Raw genomic sequence first — 15,438 nt, forward strand, 5'->3', positions numbered from 1 at the left:
CCCTCGCGAAAGCGAGGGGGTCTTTCACATGTCCGGACCGCCCTCAGCGGACCATGATCTTCACCGTCCACGCCCCCGAACCCGTACGTCCCTCCACTTCCACCCGCACCCCCTCCCCCGGCACCGTGAAGCTCTCCCCGAGGGCGATCGGCGCGTCCGCGAGGGGCGGGTACACCGAGTTTTCCCAGCACGCCTCGGTCCGCGGATGGGCGTCGATCACCTCGATGGGGCCGCCCCCGGACTGCGCCTCGCCCCGCACCCGGTACACCAGCACCCCCTGCCGGCACGCGGCCACGTCGTTGCCGACCGGCCCTCGCGCCTCAAGGGCGAGCACGCTGTCGGGGCCCGTCCGCACCACCGCGAGCTTGGTGCCCCGCCCGAGGCCGAAGACCGGCGCCCCCGCGGCACCCGACACCGGCACCCCGGGCGCCGCAGCCAGCGGCTCCAGGGTCAGCCGGGCGGGCCCTGCGTCCTGCACACACCGCACCTGCCGCGGATTCAGCCAGCCCAGCTTCCACTTGTGCCAGCCGAACAGGTCGGGAGCGAGTCCGAACTGGCTGCCCATCAGGTCCCAGTCGCCGACATGCGTGTCCCAGTCGCCCTTGCCGTCGGCGGGCCGGTGGTAGAGGTCGGGCAGATCGAAGACGTGCCCGGTCTCGTGGGCGAGGACGAGCCGGTCCGGCGGGTGCTGCTCGAACACCGTGACGACCCGGCGCAGGTCGGTGCCGTCGGCCCGCATCGGGCTGGTGAGATTGACGACCTTGGTCGCGTCGGAGTCCACGCCGGGCGCGTCCGGGTCGGCGACGAAGTACACGACGTCGTAGCGCGAGAAGTCGACCTCCGGGTCGGCCGCGGAGAGGGCGTCCCGCAGGTACGCGGCCCGGTGCTCGGCGCTCCAGTCACGCTGTATGGCGTACGCCGTGGACGGGCGCGGCATCTGGATCCAGTGGCCGAGCGGGTGCGGGCGCAGGGTGAATCGGCCATAGGAAGCCCGTTCGAAGAATCGGGTGGTGTCCGGGAAGTGGTCGGCGGTCAGTTCCTGTGGTGTGGTCAGCGGGCGGGCGTCCGGGAAGGACAGGAAGACCATGACCGCGTCCAGGGACCGGGCGGGGCGCGGATAGGCGGCGTTCCAGGTGTCCAGGCCCTCCGAGTGGTGGGCGTCGGTGCGGGTCAGGGCGCAGGGCTCGGCCGAACCGGGCCCGGCGGCCGAGTGGCCGGTGCCGAGGGAGGTCGCGGCGAGCGCCGACATGGTGGTGAACACGGCCGCGGTACTGCGCAGTCGGGCGCGCGAGAACTGACGCGGCACGGATACCTCCGGGTACGGTTCGCGGGACACCGCACCCAGACTGTGATGATTTGTAGTACTGCGCCCTGTTTGCCTGCACCAGTCGGGTGAAGGAGCCGAAAGAACGCGGACGCCGACATCCCAGAACCACTCACGGAACGTCACAACTGGTCGGGGGCCTGAAGAAGCCGTCCAGGTGCGAGCAGAAACGATCTGGCAGAAGGGCCGGTTGGTCGGGAACACTGGACACCGGCTGGAAGGCCCTGGGGCCAGCCTCTATGATCGGCACACTTTCCTGACCTTTCCTGCACGGACAGAGATCGAATACATGCGGGAGCGAGCGGTGAGCGGAACCTCCGAAGGGCCGACGCCCGCGGCAGGCCTCGACCGGCCGGTCGTCACAGAGAGTGAGATCGATACGTCCCCCCGTACCGAGAGCCCCCGTACCGAGAGCCCCTGTACCGAGCACCTGTCGCAGTCGCCCTACCGCTCCGTCTTCACGGCCGCGCCGCTCGCCATGGCCGTCGTGGACCGAGAGGGCACGGTCGTCAGCGCCAACGACTCACTCGCCGCCCTGCTCGGCACCGCCCCGGACGAGCTCGCCGGGGCCGTCGCCGCCGATCTGGTCGACCTCACCTCCGATGCCCGCACCTGGCACGCCTACCGCGAGGTGCTGCGCGGCCGGCAGTCCCGGCTGCGCTGCACACGCCGCCTCAAGCACCCCGACGGGCACTCGCTGTGGGTGCAGGTGACGGTCGCCCCGCTGCCCGCCGAGGACCGGGGCGTGCTCATGTCCGTCGCCGACATCAGCTCCCGCCGTGAACTCCAGGCCCGGCTGCGGCACTTGCAGATGCACGACGCGGTGACACGGCTGCCCAACCGCACACTGTTCTTCGAACGCCTGTCTGCCGCACTGGAGGCCGAGTCGTACGAGCAGAGCGGCACGGGCCGGATCGGGCTGTGCTATCTGGACCTGGACGGCTTCAAGGCCATCAACGACACCCTCGGCCATCGCGTCGGCGACCGGCTGCTGGCCGCCGTCGCCGAGCGCCTGATGCGCTGCGCGGACGAGACGGGCTTCGCCCGCACCAGCACCCCGCTGGTGGCCCGGCTCGGCGGCGACGAGTTCGCGCTGCTCGTCGAGGACTCCACGGGCACCGAGCAGCTGGCCGAGCTGGCCGAAGCAGTGCTGCGGGCGATCCAGGACCCCTTCGACATCTCCGGCCAGCGGCTGTCGGTGTCGGCGTCGATCGGGGTGGTGGAGCGGCACGCGGCCGGCACCACCCCGACCGCCCTGGTGCAGGCGGCGGACACGACGCTGTACTGGGCGAAGGCCGACGGCAAGGCCCGCTGGACCCTGTTCGACCCGGAGCGCAACGCCCATCGCATGACCCGCCAGGCCCTCGCCTCCACGCTCCGGCCTGCCATCGACCGGGGCGAGTTCCAGCTGGAGTACCAGCCGCTGGTCGGCATGGAGGACGACCGGCTGCACGGGGTCGAGGCGCTCATCCGCTGGAATCATCCTCAGTTCGGCGTACTGACGCCGAATCGGTTCATCGGACTTGCCGAGGAGGACGGTTCGATCGTCCCGCTGGGGCGCTGGGTGCTGCGTACGGCCTGCCGGCAGGCCCGCCGCTGGCAGCGTGAGCACCCGGACGAGCCGCCGATCTTCGTCAGCGTCAATGTGGCGGTCCGCCAGGTCTGGGACTCGGACCTGGTGGCCGATGTGGCCGAGACCCTGGCCGAGACGGGCCTCGCGCCGCATCTGCTCCAGCTGGAGCTCACCGAGTCGGCCGTGATGGGCTCGGGCGGCCGGCCGCTGCAGGCCCTGAAGGCGCTCAGCGACATGGGCGTGCGCATCGCCATCGACGACTTCGGCACGGGCTACTCGAACCTCGCGTATCTGAGCCGGCTGCCGGTGTCGGTGCTGAAGCTGGACGGTTCCTTCGTGCGGGGCTTCCAGTACGACGACCTGGACGCGGCGGCGCGCCCGAACCCCGCCGACGAGGTCGTGGTCGAGGCGATGATCCAGCTGGCGCACCGGCTCGGGCTGACCGTGACGGCCGAGTGCGTGGAGACCTCGGCCCAGGCGGTCCGGCTGCGGCGCATCGGCTGCGACACCGGACAGGGCTGGCTGTACTCCCGTCCGGTGTCGCCGGACCGTATCTCCGAGCTGCTGGGCACGCCGGACGTTCAGGCGGGCGTCGGCAACCCGTAGGCGTCGGCGATGAGTTCGTAGCTGCGGACGCGCACGTCACCGCCGTGCGCGTTGGCGGTGATCATCAGCTCGTCGGCGCCGGTGCGCTTGGCGAGGTCGTCCAGGCCGGAGCGGACCTCGTCCGGGGTGCCGTGGATGACGTTGGCGTTCCAGGAGTCCACGAAGTCGCGCTCCATGGGGCTGAACTCGTAGGCCGCCGCCTCCTCGGGGGTGGGCACGAGGCCGGGGCGGCCGGTGCGCAGCCGGACCATGCTGAGGGCGGCCGCCAGCACCTGGCGGCGGGCCTCCTGCTGCTCGTCGGCGGCGAGGGCGGAGACGCCGATGAGGGCGTACGGCCGGTCGAGCACGGCGGACGGCTGGAAGGACTCCCGGTACAGGTCCAGGGCGGGGACGGTGTTCTGCGCCGAGAAGTGGTGCGCGAAGGCGAACGGCAGCCCGAGGACACCCGCGAGGCGGGCGCTGAAGCCGGAGGAGCCGAGCAGCCAGACCGGCGGCCGGTGCGGGGACTGGACGCCACCCGGGGAGGTGGTCTGGACCGGGCCCGGTACGGCGTGGATACGGCGGTAGCGGTGCCCGTCGGGGAAGTCGTCGTCGAGGAAGCGGGTCAGCTCGGCGAGTTGCTCGGGGAAGTCGTCGGCGCCCTCGTTCAGCCGGTCGGTGCGGCGCAGGGCGGCGGCCGTGGCACCGTCCGTGCCGGGGGCACGGCCGAGGCCGAGGTCGATCCGGCCGGGGGCCATCGCCTCCAGCGTGCCGAACTGCTCGGCGATCACGAGCGGGGCGTGGTTGGGCAGCATCACACCGCCGGAGCCGAGCCGGATGCGGTCGGTGTGGGCGGCGAGGTGGGCCAGGATCACGGCGGGGGACGACGAGGCCACTCCCGGCATGGAGTGGTGCTCGGCGACCCAGTAGCGATGGAAGCCGCGGGCCTCCGCGAGCCGGGCCAGCTCGACGCTGGTGCGCAGCGCGTCGGAGGCGGTGCGGCCGGCCCCTACGGTGACCAGGTCCAGTACGGAGAGGGGAACGGGGGCGCTGCCCTGCGCCGCGCCGCGAATCTCATCGCCGCGTATCTCGTCTGCCGCCACGGTGGGATGCCTCCTGCTGTGGGCCGTGTGCTGTCGTCCCGGCTCTAACAGGGGACTGTCTCCGGTTATTCCCCGGGGCGTCGGGCCGTCAGGGCGGGCAACTGAAACACCGGGGTGGGACCGGCTCCGCTGTCCCACCCCGGGTGTCCGGGCTCACGCCTGGACGATCGGCTCCCTCGTGAACAGTGCGCCCAGCTCCGGCGCGTTCACGCGGCGGTCGGCCAGGCGCAGGCATTCCCAGACGGTGACCTGGTTGGCGGTGAGGATCGGCTTGCCGAGTTCCTTCTCCAGGGCCGGGATGTGCGCGGCCGTGTGCAGGGCCGTGTCGGGCAGGAGGAGGGCCTCGGCGTCGGGATGGTCGGAGTTCCGGGCCAGGGCGAGGAGTTCCGCCTCGCCCCAGGTGCCGACCTCGGCGGCCGTGATGATGCCGGAGCTGTTGACCGACACGACCTCGACGCCGTCCGAGCGAAGAAACTGCGCGAAGAGCTGGGCGACGTCGTCCGGGTACGTCGCGCCGATCGCGACCCGCCGCGCCCCCAGCTCCTTCACCGCGTGCGCGAAGGCGAAGGACGTCGAGGAGGCGGGCATGCCGGCCGTCTGCGCCAGCGAGCGGACCTGCTCCTGGGCGCCGTCCCAGCCGTAGACGAAACTGCCGCTCGTGCAGGCCCACACGACGGCCTCCGCGCCCGCGTGCCGCAGCTCCTGGACGCCCGCCGCGAGCCGCCCGGCCGAGCCCATCTCCAGCAGCGCGTCCACCCGGTGCGCGTCCTCACCGATGTCGGTGTGCACCAGGTCCACCCGGATGTCGCTGCCCAGCAACTGCTCGATGCGCGGATAGTCGTCCTCGGCGGAGTGTCCCGGGTAGAGAAATCCCAGTGCTGTCATGTCCAGCCTTCCTGCTGCTGCTCTTCTTCCGGCACTACAGATCCGGGGTCGACCCCCGGCGATACCAGACCGGAACGCGCCTCCGGATTGATCAGCGCTTGATACGGTCCCACCGCACGGGTACCCAGTCGGCGCAGCGCAGCCCACATCGTCACTTGGTTGGCCGAGATCACCGGGATCCGCAGCTCGGCCTCGAGCTGGGGGATCACGTCGTAGGTGGGCAGGTTGGTACAGCTGATGAACAGGGCGTCGGCGTCGCCGCGTACGGCCTCCCGCGCCATGTCCACCACCTCCCGGTAGGGGACCTTCCAGATGTGCCGGGTCAGGCCCATGAAGGCGCATCCGGAGATCGTGACGCCCGCCTGGGCGACGTACGCCTCCAGCGACTGGGTCACCGACACCGTGTACGGCGTCACCAGCGCGACCCGCCGTACGTCCAGCTCCACCAGGGCCTCGAGCAGTGCGCCCGAGGTGGTGATCGCCGGTACGGCACCGGCCCGGCTCATCGCCTCGCACATCGCGCGCTCGCCCATGACACCGCCGACGAAGCTGCCCGACGTACAGGCGTAGGCGATGACCTCGGGGGCGATCGCGTTGATGGTGCGGACCGCCTCGCTCAGCGTCTCGTGCTCGCTGACCAGGCGGGCCAGATCGAGGCTCACCTCGACCGGCACGAACGGTGTTCGTGTCATATGAAGGGAGACCTCGTCCGGCACCCAGCGCCACAGCTCGCGGTCGAGTGCGAAGTCGAAGGGGGCGACAACGCCGACCCCCCGCTGCGGGCTGGGCCCGCCGAGAAATGAGACGTCCATGCAGGCACCGGCCTCACGCTGGGCAACTGGAGTGCAACGGATCGTGGGAACGCCCGTGTTGACGACGGTAGGTTCGGGTGCGAGCGTGGTCAATCCGCCCGGATCACTCCTTGGTCAACACCCGGTTAACTCGTCGTCACCGGCCGGCGCCCAGGGGGCTTCTGGTGGATCTCCGTGGAGGAAGGAGCGGCGTTCGGTGCGTGCTCTCGGCGTGCCGGGCGGAAGGTCTCGTAGCGGAGCTACTTGGCCTTTTGTCCGGTGCGGCGAGAGTGCGTGCCGAACGCCGCGACGCCGCGGAGATCCACCAGAAGCCCCCTGGACCCGGCCCGCCCCACCGCACGGCTGGAGAAACGGCTGCTCATGCCCACTCCCACCCTCCTCGTCCTGGACGCCGAACCCCTCCCTCGCCTCGGCCGCCTCACCGGCCGCGCCCATGTCGAACACACCGACGCGGAGGGTCTCGCCGAGCGCCTCCCGCGCGCGGATGTACTGCTGGTGTGGGATTTCACCTCGCGCGCCGTGCGGGACGCCTGGCCGGGCGAGGGTCCGCGGCCACGCTGGGTGCACACAGCGAGCGCTGGAGTGGACCATCTGATGTGTCCGGAACTCGCCGCTTCCGACACGGTGGTGACGAACGCGCGCGGCATCTTCGACCAGCCGATCGCCGAGTACGTGGCCGCGCTGGTGCTGGCGATGGCCAAGGATCTGCCGCGCACGCTGGAGTTGCAGCGGGAGCGGACCTGGCGGCACCGCGAGTCGCACAAGGTCGCCGGGGGCAAGGCCGTCGTGGTGGGCTCCGGGCCGATCGGCCGGGCGATCACCCGCACGCTCGGGGCGCTGGACATCACGACCGCGCTCGTGGGCCGCGCCCCGCGCTCCGGCGTGCACGGCCCGGAGGACCTGGACCGGCTGCTGGCGCGCGCCGACTGGGTGATCGCGGCGGCCCCGCTCACCGAGCAGACGCACGGCATGTTCGACGCCCGCCGCTTCGGCGTGATGCAGCCGTCCGCCCGGTTCATCAACATCGGCCGGGGCCAGCTCGTCGTGGAGGACGCGCTCGCCGACGCCCTGGCCAAGCACTGGATCGCGGGCGCCGCACTGGATGTCTTCGAGGCGGAACCCCTGACCCCCGACAGCCCGTTGTGGCGGCTGCCGGGCCTGATCGTCTCCCCGCACATGAGCGGCGACATCGTCGGCTGGCGGGACGAGCTCGGCGCTCAGTTCGTGGACCTGTACGAACTCTGGGCGAGCGGGGAGCCACTGAAGAACGTGGTCGACAAGCAGCGTGGGTACGTACCTGGTCACTGACGTTCCTTGGAGGGTGGATGACCGAGCTCACCGACCTGACCGCCGTACGGCTCCTCGACGGGTACCGCAAGGGCGAGTGGAGTCCTGTGGAGGCGACCCGGGCGGCGCTGGAGCGGGCCGAGGCGATCCAGCCGGAGGTGAACGCCTTCGTCCGGCTGACCGCCGAGGACGCGCTGGCCCGGGCCCGGGAGTCGGAGGAGCGATGGCGGCGCGGTGAGCCGCACGGGCTGCTGGACGGGGTGCCCGTCACGGTGAAGGACATCCTGCTGCAGCGCGGCGCGCCGACCCTGCGCGGGTCGAAGGCCGTGGATCCGGCGGGGCGCTGGGACGAGGACGCCCCGTCCGTGGCCCGGCTGCGGGAGCACGGGGCGGTCTTCATCGGCAAGACGACGACGCCCGAGTACGGCTGGAAGGGCGTGACGGACTCGCCGCTCAGCGGCGTGACGCGCAATCCGTACGACCCCTCGCGCACCGCGGGCGGGTCGAGCGGCGGCAGCGCGGCGGCCGTGGCGCTCGGCGCGGGGCCGCTGTCGCTGGGCACGGACGGCGGCGGCAGCGTCCGTATCCCGGCGTCGTTCTGCGGGATCTTCGCGCTGAAGCCGACGTACGGGCGGGTGCCGCTCTACCCGGCGAGCGCCTTCGGCACGCTGGCGCACGTCGGGCCGATGACCCGGGACGCGGCGGACTCGGCGCTGCTGATGGATGTGATCGGCCACCCGGACTCGCGCGACTGGTCCGCGCTCGCCCCGCCGCCGGGCGCGTACACGGACGGCCTGACGGGCGGGGTGCGCGGGCTGCGCGTGGCGTACTCGCCGTCGCTGGGCGGGCAGGTGGCGGTGCGTCCGGAGGTCGCGACGGCGGTGCGGCGGGCGGTGGAACGGCTGGCGGAGCTCGGCGCGTACGTCACGGAGACCGACCCTGACCTCACGGACCCGGTGGAGGCCTTCCACACCCTGTGGTTCAGCGGGGCGGCCCGGGTGACCGAGCATCTGGGCCCGCACCAGCGTGAGTTGCTGGACCCGGGCCTGCGGGAGATCTGCGACCGGGGGGCCCGCTACTCGGCCCTGGACTATCTGGCAGCGGTGGACGTCCGGATGGACCTGGGCCGCCGGATGGGCCGCTTCCACGACACCTACGACCTGCTGCTCACCCCGACCCTGCCGATCACGGCGTTCGAGGCGGGCGCCGAGGTACCGAAAGGATCCGGCCACCGGCGCTGGACGGGCTGGACCCCGTTCACCTACCCGTTCAACATGACGCAGCAGCCCGCGGCGAGCGTGCCGGTCGGCGCGGACGGGGACGGTCTGCCGATCGGTCTGCAGCTCGTGGCCGCCCGGCACCGGGACGATCTGGTGCTGCGGGCGGCCCACGCGCTGTACGAGGCCGGGGTGGCCTCCGCCGACCGGGTCAGGCTCTCCGGAAGCTGAGCGTCTCCCCCGCCGCTCCCGACCTCCACAGGTCGTTGCACGCCTCGGCCATGTTCTCCAGGCCGTCGACGACCTGGCCCCAGACGATGCCGGGGACCCAGCCGACATCGCCGTTCAGCAACAGGTTGTTGCGCTCGTAGAACAGGGCCAGGTCGACGAGCGTGGTCCCGGCGCGGACCTCGCGGTCGTAGCCGTAGGACTTGGTGCCAAGCTCCGCCCCGGCGAAGGTGAAATAACACAGATCGCCGGGAATGGGCGTGATGGTCGGGTTCTCCAGGGGTGGTTCACTTTCGGCGAATGGTGGGAAAAGTGCGTAAATCTCATTGCGTGCGTACTTCGCGTGGTAGACGTCGCCGGCCAGCGGAAGGGAATCCCAGACGGCGGCGCACGTGATCGGCGCGCGGTCGTCCAGCAGCTTGGCCGTGCAGGTCACGTCACGCTTGACCAGCGAGAGTTCGATGTAGCGATCAGCCATGCCTCCATGGGAGTGCCCCCAGGCCCCGCGGTCAAGGGCGCAACGGCGGAGTGCGGGGCTTGAAAAGATCGGCATAACTCAGGTGCGGTCGGGTAGCCGCGCGCCCATGGCTCCACCACAGAGAAGCCCCCTCAGAATTCCGGAACCCATATCCCGGACCGTGTCCGGATCCGTGTCCGGGTCCGTGTCCGGCCCCACACGCCGATCGCTGCTCGCGGGGGTCGCGGCGCTCGGCGCGCTGGGCGCCGCCGGATGCAGCCGGGTCGCCACCGCCTCGGACGTCAAGGGCGGTGATCTGCTCGAACGGCTCCGGGCCGCGGGCGTCGTCCGCCTCGGCATCGCCGGCGAGATCCCGTTCGGGTTCATCGACAAGAACGGCAAGCTGACCGGTGAGGCACCGGAGCTGGCCAAGGTGATCTTCAAGAGTCTCGGCGTCGACCGGGTGCAGCCCGTGCCGACCGAGTTCGGCTCGCTCATCCCGGGCCTGAACTCCCAGCAGTTCGACGTCGTCGCGGCCGGGATGTACGTCAACCCGGAGCGCTGCGAGCAGGTCATCTTCTCCGACCCGGACTACCAGATGCTCGACTCGTTCATCGTGCGCAAGGGCAACCCCAAGGGGCTGCACAGCTACAAGGACGTCGTCGGCAAGAAGGCGAAGTTCGCCACCGGGACCGGCTACGCGGAGATCCAGTACGCCGTCGAGGCGGGGTACAAGGAGAGCGACATCCTCATCGTCCCGGACCAGGTCGCGGGTCTGAACGCCGTCGAGGCGGGACGCGTGGACGTGTTCGCCGGTACGGCGCTCACCACCCGCGAGGTGGTGAAGAAGTCCTCGAAGGCGGAGGCGACCAAGCCCTTCACGCCGATCGTGGGCGGCAAGCCGCACGTCGACGGAGGCGCCTTCGCGTTCCGGCCGACCGAGACGAACCTGCGGGACGCCTTCAACGTCGAGCTGCGCAAGCTCAAGAAGAGCGGCGAACTGTTCCGCATCCTGAAGCCCTTCGGTTTCACGAAGGCCGAGATGACGGATCTGACCGCGAAGGAGCTCTGCGGCGGATGACCTCGGGACTCTGGGAACTCGTACTCAAGGGCGTGTGGACCACCGTCCAGCTGCTCGTCTGCAGCGCCCTGCTGGGCGCTGCCGTCTCCTTCGTGGTCGGCGTCGCGCGCAGCCACCGGCTGAAGATCGTCCGCTTCCTCGCGGGCTTCTACACCGAGGTGTTCCGCGGCACCTCCGCCCTGGTCATGATCTTCTGGGTGTTCTTCGTGCTGCCGGTCGCCTTCGGCTGGCAGCTCGTACCCCTGTGGGCGGGCACGCTCGCGCTCGGGCTGACCTACGGCGCGTACGGCGCGGAGATCGTGCGCGGCGCGCTGGGCTCGGTCGACCCGGCGCAGCAGGAGGGCGGCATCGCCCTCAGCTTCACGCCCTGGCAGCGACTGCGGCTGATCCTGCTGCCGCAGGCGGTGCCGGAGATGATCCCGCCGTTCTCGAATCTGCTGATCGAGCTGCTCAAGGGCACCGCGCTGGTGTCGATCACGGGCATGGGCGACCTGACGTTCAGCGCGAACCTGGTCCGCCTCGCGCTGCAGGAGAGCGCGGAGATCTACACGTACATCCTGCTCATCTACTTCGTGATCGCCTTCCTGCTCACCCGGGTCATGCGCGGACTGGAGAAGAAGCTCAAGGCCGGGGTCGGGAAGAAGCCCGACAGCAAGACCCGGGCGCCTGAGCCGGTCGTGGTGGAGGGGGTCCGATGAACTGGGACTGGAGCGCGGTCTCCGACTTCATGCCGGACTTCTGGGAGGGCCTGCTGGTCACCCTCCAGATCCTGCTGTTCGGCTCGCTGATCTCGTTCGCGCTGGGCCTGGTGTGGGCGCTGCTGATGCGGGTGCCCTCGCGCTGGGTGACCTGGCCGGTCGGGGCGGTCACGGAGTTCGTCCGCAACACCCCGCTGCTGGTGCAGCTGTTCTTCCTCTTCTATGTGCTGCCCGAGTGGGGCCTGACCTTCTCGGCGCTGGCCACCGGCGTCTTCGCGATCGGGCTGCACTACTCGACGTACACGATGCAGGTCTACCGGGCCGGCATCGAGGCCGTGCCGGTCGGCCAGTGGGAGGCGGCGACGGCGCTGAACCTGCCGCTGCGGCGGACGTGGACCGCGGTGATCCTGCCGCAGGCGGTGCGCCGGGTGGTCCCCGCGCTCGGCAACTACGTCATCGCGATGCTCAAGGACACGCCGATGCTGATGGCGATCACCGTCCTGGAGATGCTCGGCCACGCGCGCCTGTTCTCGCAGGAGCACTTCCAGTTCACCGAGCCCCTCACGGTGATCGGCGTGGCCTTCATCGTCATTTCCTACCTGGCCTCCCTTGCCCTGCGAGCCCTGGAGCGACGCCTTGCCCACTGACACTCTCCCCAATCCCGAGAAGAACCCCGCCAAGAGCACCGGCGAGCTGATCCGGCTGGAACAGGTCACCAAGCGGTTCGGCCAGAACACCGTTCTGGACCACCTGGACTTCTCGGTCGACGCCGGCAAGCACGTCACCCTGATCGGGCCGTCCGGCTCCGGCAAGACCACGATCCTGCGGCTGCTGATGACCCTGCTCAAGCCCGACGAGGGCACGATCACGGTCGACGGGCAGCGGCTGTTCCCCGCCTCCGACAAGGAGGTCCGCGAGGTCCGCAAGAAGATCGGGATGGTGTTCCAGCAGTTCAACCTGTTCCCGAACATGACCGTGCTGCGCAACCTCACCGAGGCGCCGGTCACCGTCCTCGGCATGTCGAAGGACGAGGCGGTGGAGCGGGCCAAGGGCCTGCTGGACATGGTGGGCCTGGCCGATCGGTGTGACGCCCACCCCTCGCAGCTCTCCGGCGGCCAGCAGCAGCGCGTGGCGATCGCCCGGGCGCTGGCGATGCAGCCCAAGGTGCTGCTACTGGACGAGGTGACCTCCGCGCTCGACCCGGAGCTGGTCGCGGGCGTGCTGGACCTGCTGCGGGACATCGCCCGCAGCACGGACATCACCATGCTCTGCGTGACCCACGAGATGAATTTCGCCCGGGACATCTCCGACCAGGTACTGATGTTCGACTCGGGCCGGGTCATCGAGTCGGGCCCGCCGGAGAAGATCTTCAGCGACCCGGAGCTGGACCGGACGAGGGAGTTCCTCAGCGCAGTGCTGTGACTACGGCCCGTGAACAGGCCTGACGCCGGGCCCTCGGATCGGGGCATGCTCCTGGCATATGCCAGAGGGTCAATGCCCCAGCCCGGGGGCCCGGAATCTTGTCAACCCCCGCTCTGCGCAACCCCTTTGCCGGTTATCGTGGAGGTGATTCGCTGTCCGGATTACGGCCAACAGCAAGCGCAGGGGGAGACCACCGTGGCGCTGAGGAACGAGCCGACCACCCCGTACCACTCGGCCCAGGAAGCCCTGCGCGTCCTGGAGACGGTGGCGCGAAACAGTTCAGGCGTCACCGACGCCGAGCTCGCCCGGCGCACCGGCATCGGACCGGAGCGGCTCACCGCGCTGCTGCGCATGCTGCGCCGCGAGGGCTACGTCGAGCAGATCACCGACGGCGCGTACGTCACGGGCGAGGCCCTGACCCGTCTGGGCTCCGCCCGCCATCGCGAGCAGGCCCTGCGCGACAAGATCCAGCACACCCTCGACCGGCTGCGCGACTCGGTCGGCGCCGCCGTCTACATGAGCCGCTACGTTGACGGCGAGATCAGCGTCACCCAGTACGCCGACAGCCCGGCCACGCCCAAGGTCAACGAGTGGGTCGACTTCCGCTCCTCGGCCCACGCCACCGCGATAGGCAAGAGCCTGCTGACCCAGCTCGACCACGCAGGCCGCCGCGATCACCTCTCCCGGCACAGGATGGCCCGCCTCACCTCGCGCACCATCACCAGCGACCGGCTGCTGCTCTCCCGGCTGGAGGCCCAGCCGGCCACCGTGCCCGTGCTGGACCTCCAGGAGTACGCGGTCGGCACGGTCTGCGCGGCCGTCCCCATCACGGCCGGCTCCTCCGTCGGCTGCCTGGCCCTGTCCCTCCCGGTCGAGCACGCCCACCGCCTCCGCCAGGCCGCGGACGCCCTCAACCGCAACGCGGCACCGGTCCTGCTGTCCATGGCGATCTAGCCGACCCCCGGGTGGTCAGAAGCACCCCTGGAGACCGGGTAGTATTTTCCCGTCGCCCACCGCGGAACACGGTTCCACCGGTCGGCGCGAGTCATGCGCCGCTAGCTCAGTTGGTTAGAGCAGCTGACTCTTAATCAGCGGGTCCGGGGTTCGAGTCCCTGGCGGCGCACCGGTGAAGGGCCTCTCGTGGGAGCGAGAGGCCCTTCGGCGTGTTCGAGGTCCTCCCCGGTCAGCCTGCGGTACGTGCCCTTCCCCGGCGGCCGCCACCACACCGGATCGGCGCACCGGAAGCCCTCCCGCCGCAGAGCCGCCCGGTGGATCTTGTTCGTGGCCGTGACCGGCATGCGGTCGGTCACCCGGACGAACCGGGGGGCCATCTTCGTCCCCAGGTCGGGCTGGGCGAGCAGGAACTCCGCGAAGGACAGCGGATCGAAGGTGCCGGCGATCGTCGCCATCACCTGGTCGCCGGTCACCGGGTCGGGCACCGCGTACACACAGACCGCCGCCGCCTCCTCGTAGCGCGCGAGGATGTTCTCGATCATCGCGGCGGCCAGGTTCTCGCCGTCGACGCGGAGGCGGTCGTCGGCGCGCCCGGCGAAGTGGAGGTAGCCGTCGGCGTCACGGCAGAAGAGATCGCCCGTCCAGTACCAGCCTCCCTTGCGGCGCTCCGCCTCGGCCGCCGGGTTGCGCCAGTAGCCCTCGAAGGGGCTGGGGCCCTGGTTGACCAGTTCGCCGATCGCCTCGTCCCCGTTGAGCAGCCGGCCCGCCGAGTCGAAGCGGGCCGGCGGGCACTCCCGGCCCGACTCCGGGTCCAGCACCACCAGCCCGGGCGTCGCCCGGCCGACCGCTCCCGCCGGTGTGCCCGGCGACCACTGCACGGCCGCACCACCCTCCGACGAGCCGTACCCCTCGACCAGCCGCACCCCGAACCGCCGCTCGAAGGCCGCCGCGTCCACCGCGCCCGCCTCCGTGCCGAAGCCCAGACGGAGGGGGTTGTCGCGGTCCTCGGGGTGCGGTTCGGTGGCCAGGACGTACTGGATCGCCCGGCCGACATAGGTGAAGTACGTCGCCCCGTAGCGGCGTACGTCCGGCAGGAAGCGGGACGCCGAGAAGCGGCGGCGCAGCGCCACCGCCGCCCCGGTGACCAGCGACGGCGCCCAGTCGGCGATCACCGCGTTGCCGTGGAACAGCGGCATGCAGAGGTAGTGGACGTCGTCCGGGCCCAGGGAGAACTGGCCGGCCAGGGAGCGGCCGGCGGCCGCCAGGCGGCCCTGGGAGCAGAGGGCGGCCTTGGGCGCGCCGGTCGAGCCGGAGGTGAAGTAGAGCAGGAAGCGGTCGGCCGGGGTCGCGCGGGACGGGTCCGGCCGGGCGTCCGCGTAGGGGGCCAGGAGGTCGGCGTACTCCGCCGTGTCCGTCACCAGCAGGCGCACCCCGGGCAGATCCAGACCCCGGAGCAACGGCAGGTGGGCCCGCTCGGTGACCAGGACACGGCACTCGGTGTGCAGGATGTCGCGGGCCAGTTCGGCACCGCGGCGGGTGGGGTTGACGCCGGCGACGGCCGCCCCGGCCAGGGCCGCCGCGCCCAGCCAGAGCGGGAACTCGGGGGTGTTGTCGAGCAGCACCCCGAGGTGGGGTTCGGCGGCCGGGAGCAGGAGGTCCGCCAGCAGCGCAGCCCGGGCCGCGGCACCTGCCGCCACCTCGTGATGGGTCAGCACCCGGTCCTCGTACCACAGCCCCGGCCGGTGGTCGCCCCACCGGCCGGCTACGAGTTCCGCGACCGTGCTCGCCCTGGAGTCCATGGGCGCGCACGGT

At 71.0% G+C, this 15,438-nt stretch carries 14 protein-coding genes and 1 tRNA gene; 9 read left to right on the forward strand and 6 right to left on the reverse strand.

The features are described from left to right. Positions 1-43: 43 nt before the first annotated feature. Positions 44-1,336 carry a M6 family metalloprotease domain-containing protein gene (locus ACWIF2_RS12460; RefSeq protein ID WP_454360136.1) on the reverse strand — a complete coding sequence of 431 codons (1,293 nt, stop codon included), beginning with the start codon at positions 1,334-1,336 and terminating at the stop codon, positions 44-46. Positions 1,337-1,613: 277 nt separating this feature from the next. On the opposite strand from ACWIF2_RS12460, the gene ACWIF2_RS12465 reads away from it, so the two are divergent. Next, on the forward strand, positions 1,614-3,503 hold the full coding sequence (locus ACWIF2_RS12465; protein ID WP_454360137.1) for a putative bifunctional diguanylate cyclase/phosphodiesterase: 1,890 nt from the start codon (positions 1,614-1,616) through the stop codon (positions 3,501-3,503). Here ACWIF2_RS12465 and ACWIF2_RS12470 read toward each other — a convergent pair. From ACWIF2_RS12470 to ACWIF2_RS12480, 3 genes are all read right to left on the reverse strand, one after another. Beyond that, positions 3,479-4,585, reverse strand: a complete 1,107-nt coding sequence (locus ACWIF2_RS12470) for an LLM class flavin-dependent oxidoreductase (protein ID WP_454360138.1) — start codon at positions 4,583-4,585, stop codon at positions 3,479-3,481. The two genes, ACWIF2_RS12465 and ACWIF2_RS12470, sit on opposite strands and share 25 nt — an antisense overlap. Positions 4,586-4,738: 153 nt before the next feature. Next, a complete protein-coding gene (locus tag ACWIF2_RS12475) occupies positions 4,739-5,470 on the reverse strand; it encodes a maleate cis-trans isomerase family protein (protein ID WP_454360139.1) in 732 nt (243 codons plus the stop codon). After that, entirely contained in the window at positions 5,467-6,282 is an 816-nt protein-coding gene (locus ACWIF2_RS12480; RefSeq protein ID WP_454360140.1) for a maleate cis-trans isomerase family protein, read from the reverse strand. The genes ACWIF2_RS12475 and ACWIF2_RS12480 overlap by 4 nt, the downstream gene beginning before the upstream one ends. 360 nt (positions 6,283-6,642) lie before the next feature. On the opposite strand from ACWIF2_RS12480, the gene ACWIF2_RS12485 reads away from it, so the two are divergent. Both ACWIF2_RS12485 and ACWIF2_RS12490 read left to right on the forward strand, forming a co-directional pair. Further along, positions 6,643-7,590, forward strand: coding sequence for a D-2-hydroxyacid dehydrogenase (locus tag ACWIF2_RS12485; RefSeq protein WP_454360141.1), 948 nt, complete (start codon positions 6,643-6,645; stop codon positions 7,588-7,590). Positions 7,591-7,607: 17 nt separating this feature from the next. After that, positions 7,608-9,017 (forward strand): amidase, encoded by a 1,410-nt coding sequence (locus tag ACWIF2_RS12490; protein ID WP_454360142.1) that lies wholly within the window; start codon positions 7,608-7,610, stop codon positions 9,015-9,017. Here the strand turns inward: ACWIF2_RS12490 and ACWIF2_RS12495 are convergent. After that, the gene (locus ACWIF2_RS12495; protein ID WP_382578826.1) at positions 8,998-9,492 is read right to left on the reverse strand and encodes a DUF3830 family protein; all 495 of its coding nucleotides are present in this window, start codon (positions 9,490-9,492) and stop codon (positions 8,998-9,000) included. The two genes, ACWIF2_RS12490 and ACWIF2_RS12495, sit on opposite strands and share 20 nt — an antisense overlap. Positions 9,493-9,598: 106 nt before the next feature. Between ACWIF2_RS12495 and ehuB the strand changes: the two genes are divergently transcribed. From ehuB to ACWIF2_RS12525, 6 genes are all read left to right on the forward strand, one after another. After that, a complete protein-coding gene (ehuB, locus tag ACWIF2_RS12500) occupies positions 9,599-10,552 on the forward strand; it encodes an ectoine/hydroxyectoine ABC transporter substrate-binding protein EhuB (protein ID WP_454360143.1) in 954 nt (317 codons plus the stop codon). Then, on the forward strand, positions 10,549-11,250 hold the full coding sequence (ehuC, locus tag ACWIF2_RS12505; protein WP_454360144.1) for an ectoine/hydroxyectoine ABC transporter permease subunit EhuC: 702 nt from the start codon (positions 10,549-10,551) through the stop codon (positions 11,248-11,250). Before ehuB ends, ehuC begins: the two co-directional genes overlap by 4 nt. After that, positions 11,247-11,897 carry an ectoine/hydroxyectoine ABC transporter permease subunit EhuD gene (gene ehuD, locus ACWIF2_RS12510; protein WP_454360145.1) on the forward strand — a complete coding sequence of 217 codons (651 nt, stop codon included), beginning with the start codon at positions 11,247-11,249 and terminating at the stop codon, positions 11,895-11,897. The genes ehuC and ehuD overlap by 4 nt, the downstream gene beginning before the upstream one ends. After that, a complete protein-coding gene (gene ehuA / locus ACWIF2_RS12515; protein WP_454360146.1) occupies positions 11,887-12,672 on the forward strand; it encodes an ectoine/hydroxyectoine ABC transporter ATP-binding protein EhuA in 786 nt (261 codons plus the stop codon). Before ehuD ends, ehuA begins: the two co-directional genes overlap by 11 nt. 195 nt (positions 12,673-12,867) lie before the next feature. Continuing rightward, the gene (locus ACWIF2_RS12520) at positions 12,868-13,626 is read left to right on the forward strand and encodes an IclR family transcriptional regulator (protein ID WP_454360147.1); all 759 of its coding nucleotides are present in this window, start codon (positions 12,868-12,870) and stop codon (positions 13,624-13,626) included. Positions 13,627-13,721: 95 nt separating this feature from the next. Next, positions 13,722-13,795: transfer RNA gene (locus ACWIF2_RS12525), tRNA-Lys, on the forward strand. Here ACWIF2_RS12525 and ACWIF2_RS12530 read toward each other — a convergent pair. Beyond that, on the reverse strand, positions 13,761-15,425 hold the full coding sequence (locus ACWIF2_RS12530) for a long-chain-fatty-acid--CoA ligase (RefSeq protein WP_454360148.1): 1,665 nt from the start codon (positions 15,423-15,425) through the stop codon (positions 13,761-13,763). The two genes, ACWIF2_RS12525 and ACWIF2_RS12530, sit on opposite strands and share 35 nt — an antisense overlap. Between the last annotated feature and the right edge of the window lie 13 nt (positions 15,426-15,438).

It is taken from the genome of Streptomyces sp. NPDC055506 (assembly GCF_053643595.1).

What these genes read in the sequence shown, in the direction of transcription:
- ACWIF2_RS12465 (WP_454360137.1), top strand. Translation starts at nt 1,614, where the DNA reads ATGCGGGAGCGAGCGGTGAGCGGAACCTCCGAAGGGCCGACGCCCGCG.
- ACWIF2_RS12475 (WP_454360139.1), bottom strand. Translation starts at nt 5,470, where the DNA reads ATGACAGCACTGGGATTTCTCTACCCGGGACACTCCGCCGAGGACGAC.
- ACWIF2_RS12480 (WP_454360140.1), bottom strand. Translation starts at nt 6,282, where the DNA reads ATGGACGTCTCATTTCTCGGCGGGCCCAGCCCGCAGCGGGGGGTCGGC.
- ACWIF2_RS12485 (WP_454360141.1), top strand. Translation starts at nt 6,643, where the DNA reads ATGCCCACTCCCACCCTCCTCGTCCTGGACGCCGAACCCCTCCCTCGC.
- ACWIF2_RS12490 (WP_454360142.1), top strand. Translation starts at nt 7,608, where the DNA reads ATGACCGAGCTCACCGACCTGACCGCCGTACGGCTCCTCGACGGGTAC.
- ACWIF2_RS12495 (WP_382578826.1), bottom strand. Translation starts at nt 9,492, where the DNA reads ATGGCTGATCGCTACATCGAACTCTCGCTGGTCAAGCGTGACGTGACC.
- ehuB (WP_454360143.1), top strand. Translation starts at nt 9,599, where the DNA reads ATGGCTCCACCACAGAGAAGCCCCCTCAGAATTCCGGAACCCATATCC.
- ehuC (WP_454360144.1), top strand. Translation starts at nt 10,549, where the DNA reads ATGACCTCGGGACTCTGGGAACTCGTACTCAAGGGCGTGTGGACCACC.
- ehuD (WP_454360145.1), top strand. Translation starts at nt 11,247, where the DNA reads ATGAACTGGGACTGGAGCGCGGTCTCCGACTTCATGCCGGACTTCTGG.
- ACWIF2_RS12530 (WP_454360148.1), bottom strand. Translation starts at nt 15,425, where the DNA reads ATGGACTCCAGGGCGAGCACGGTCGCGGAACTCGTAGCCGGCCGGTGG.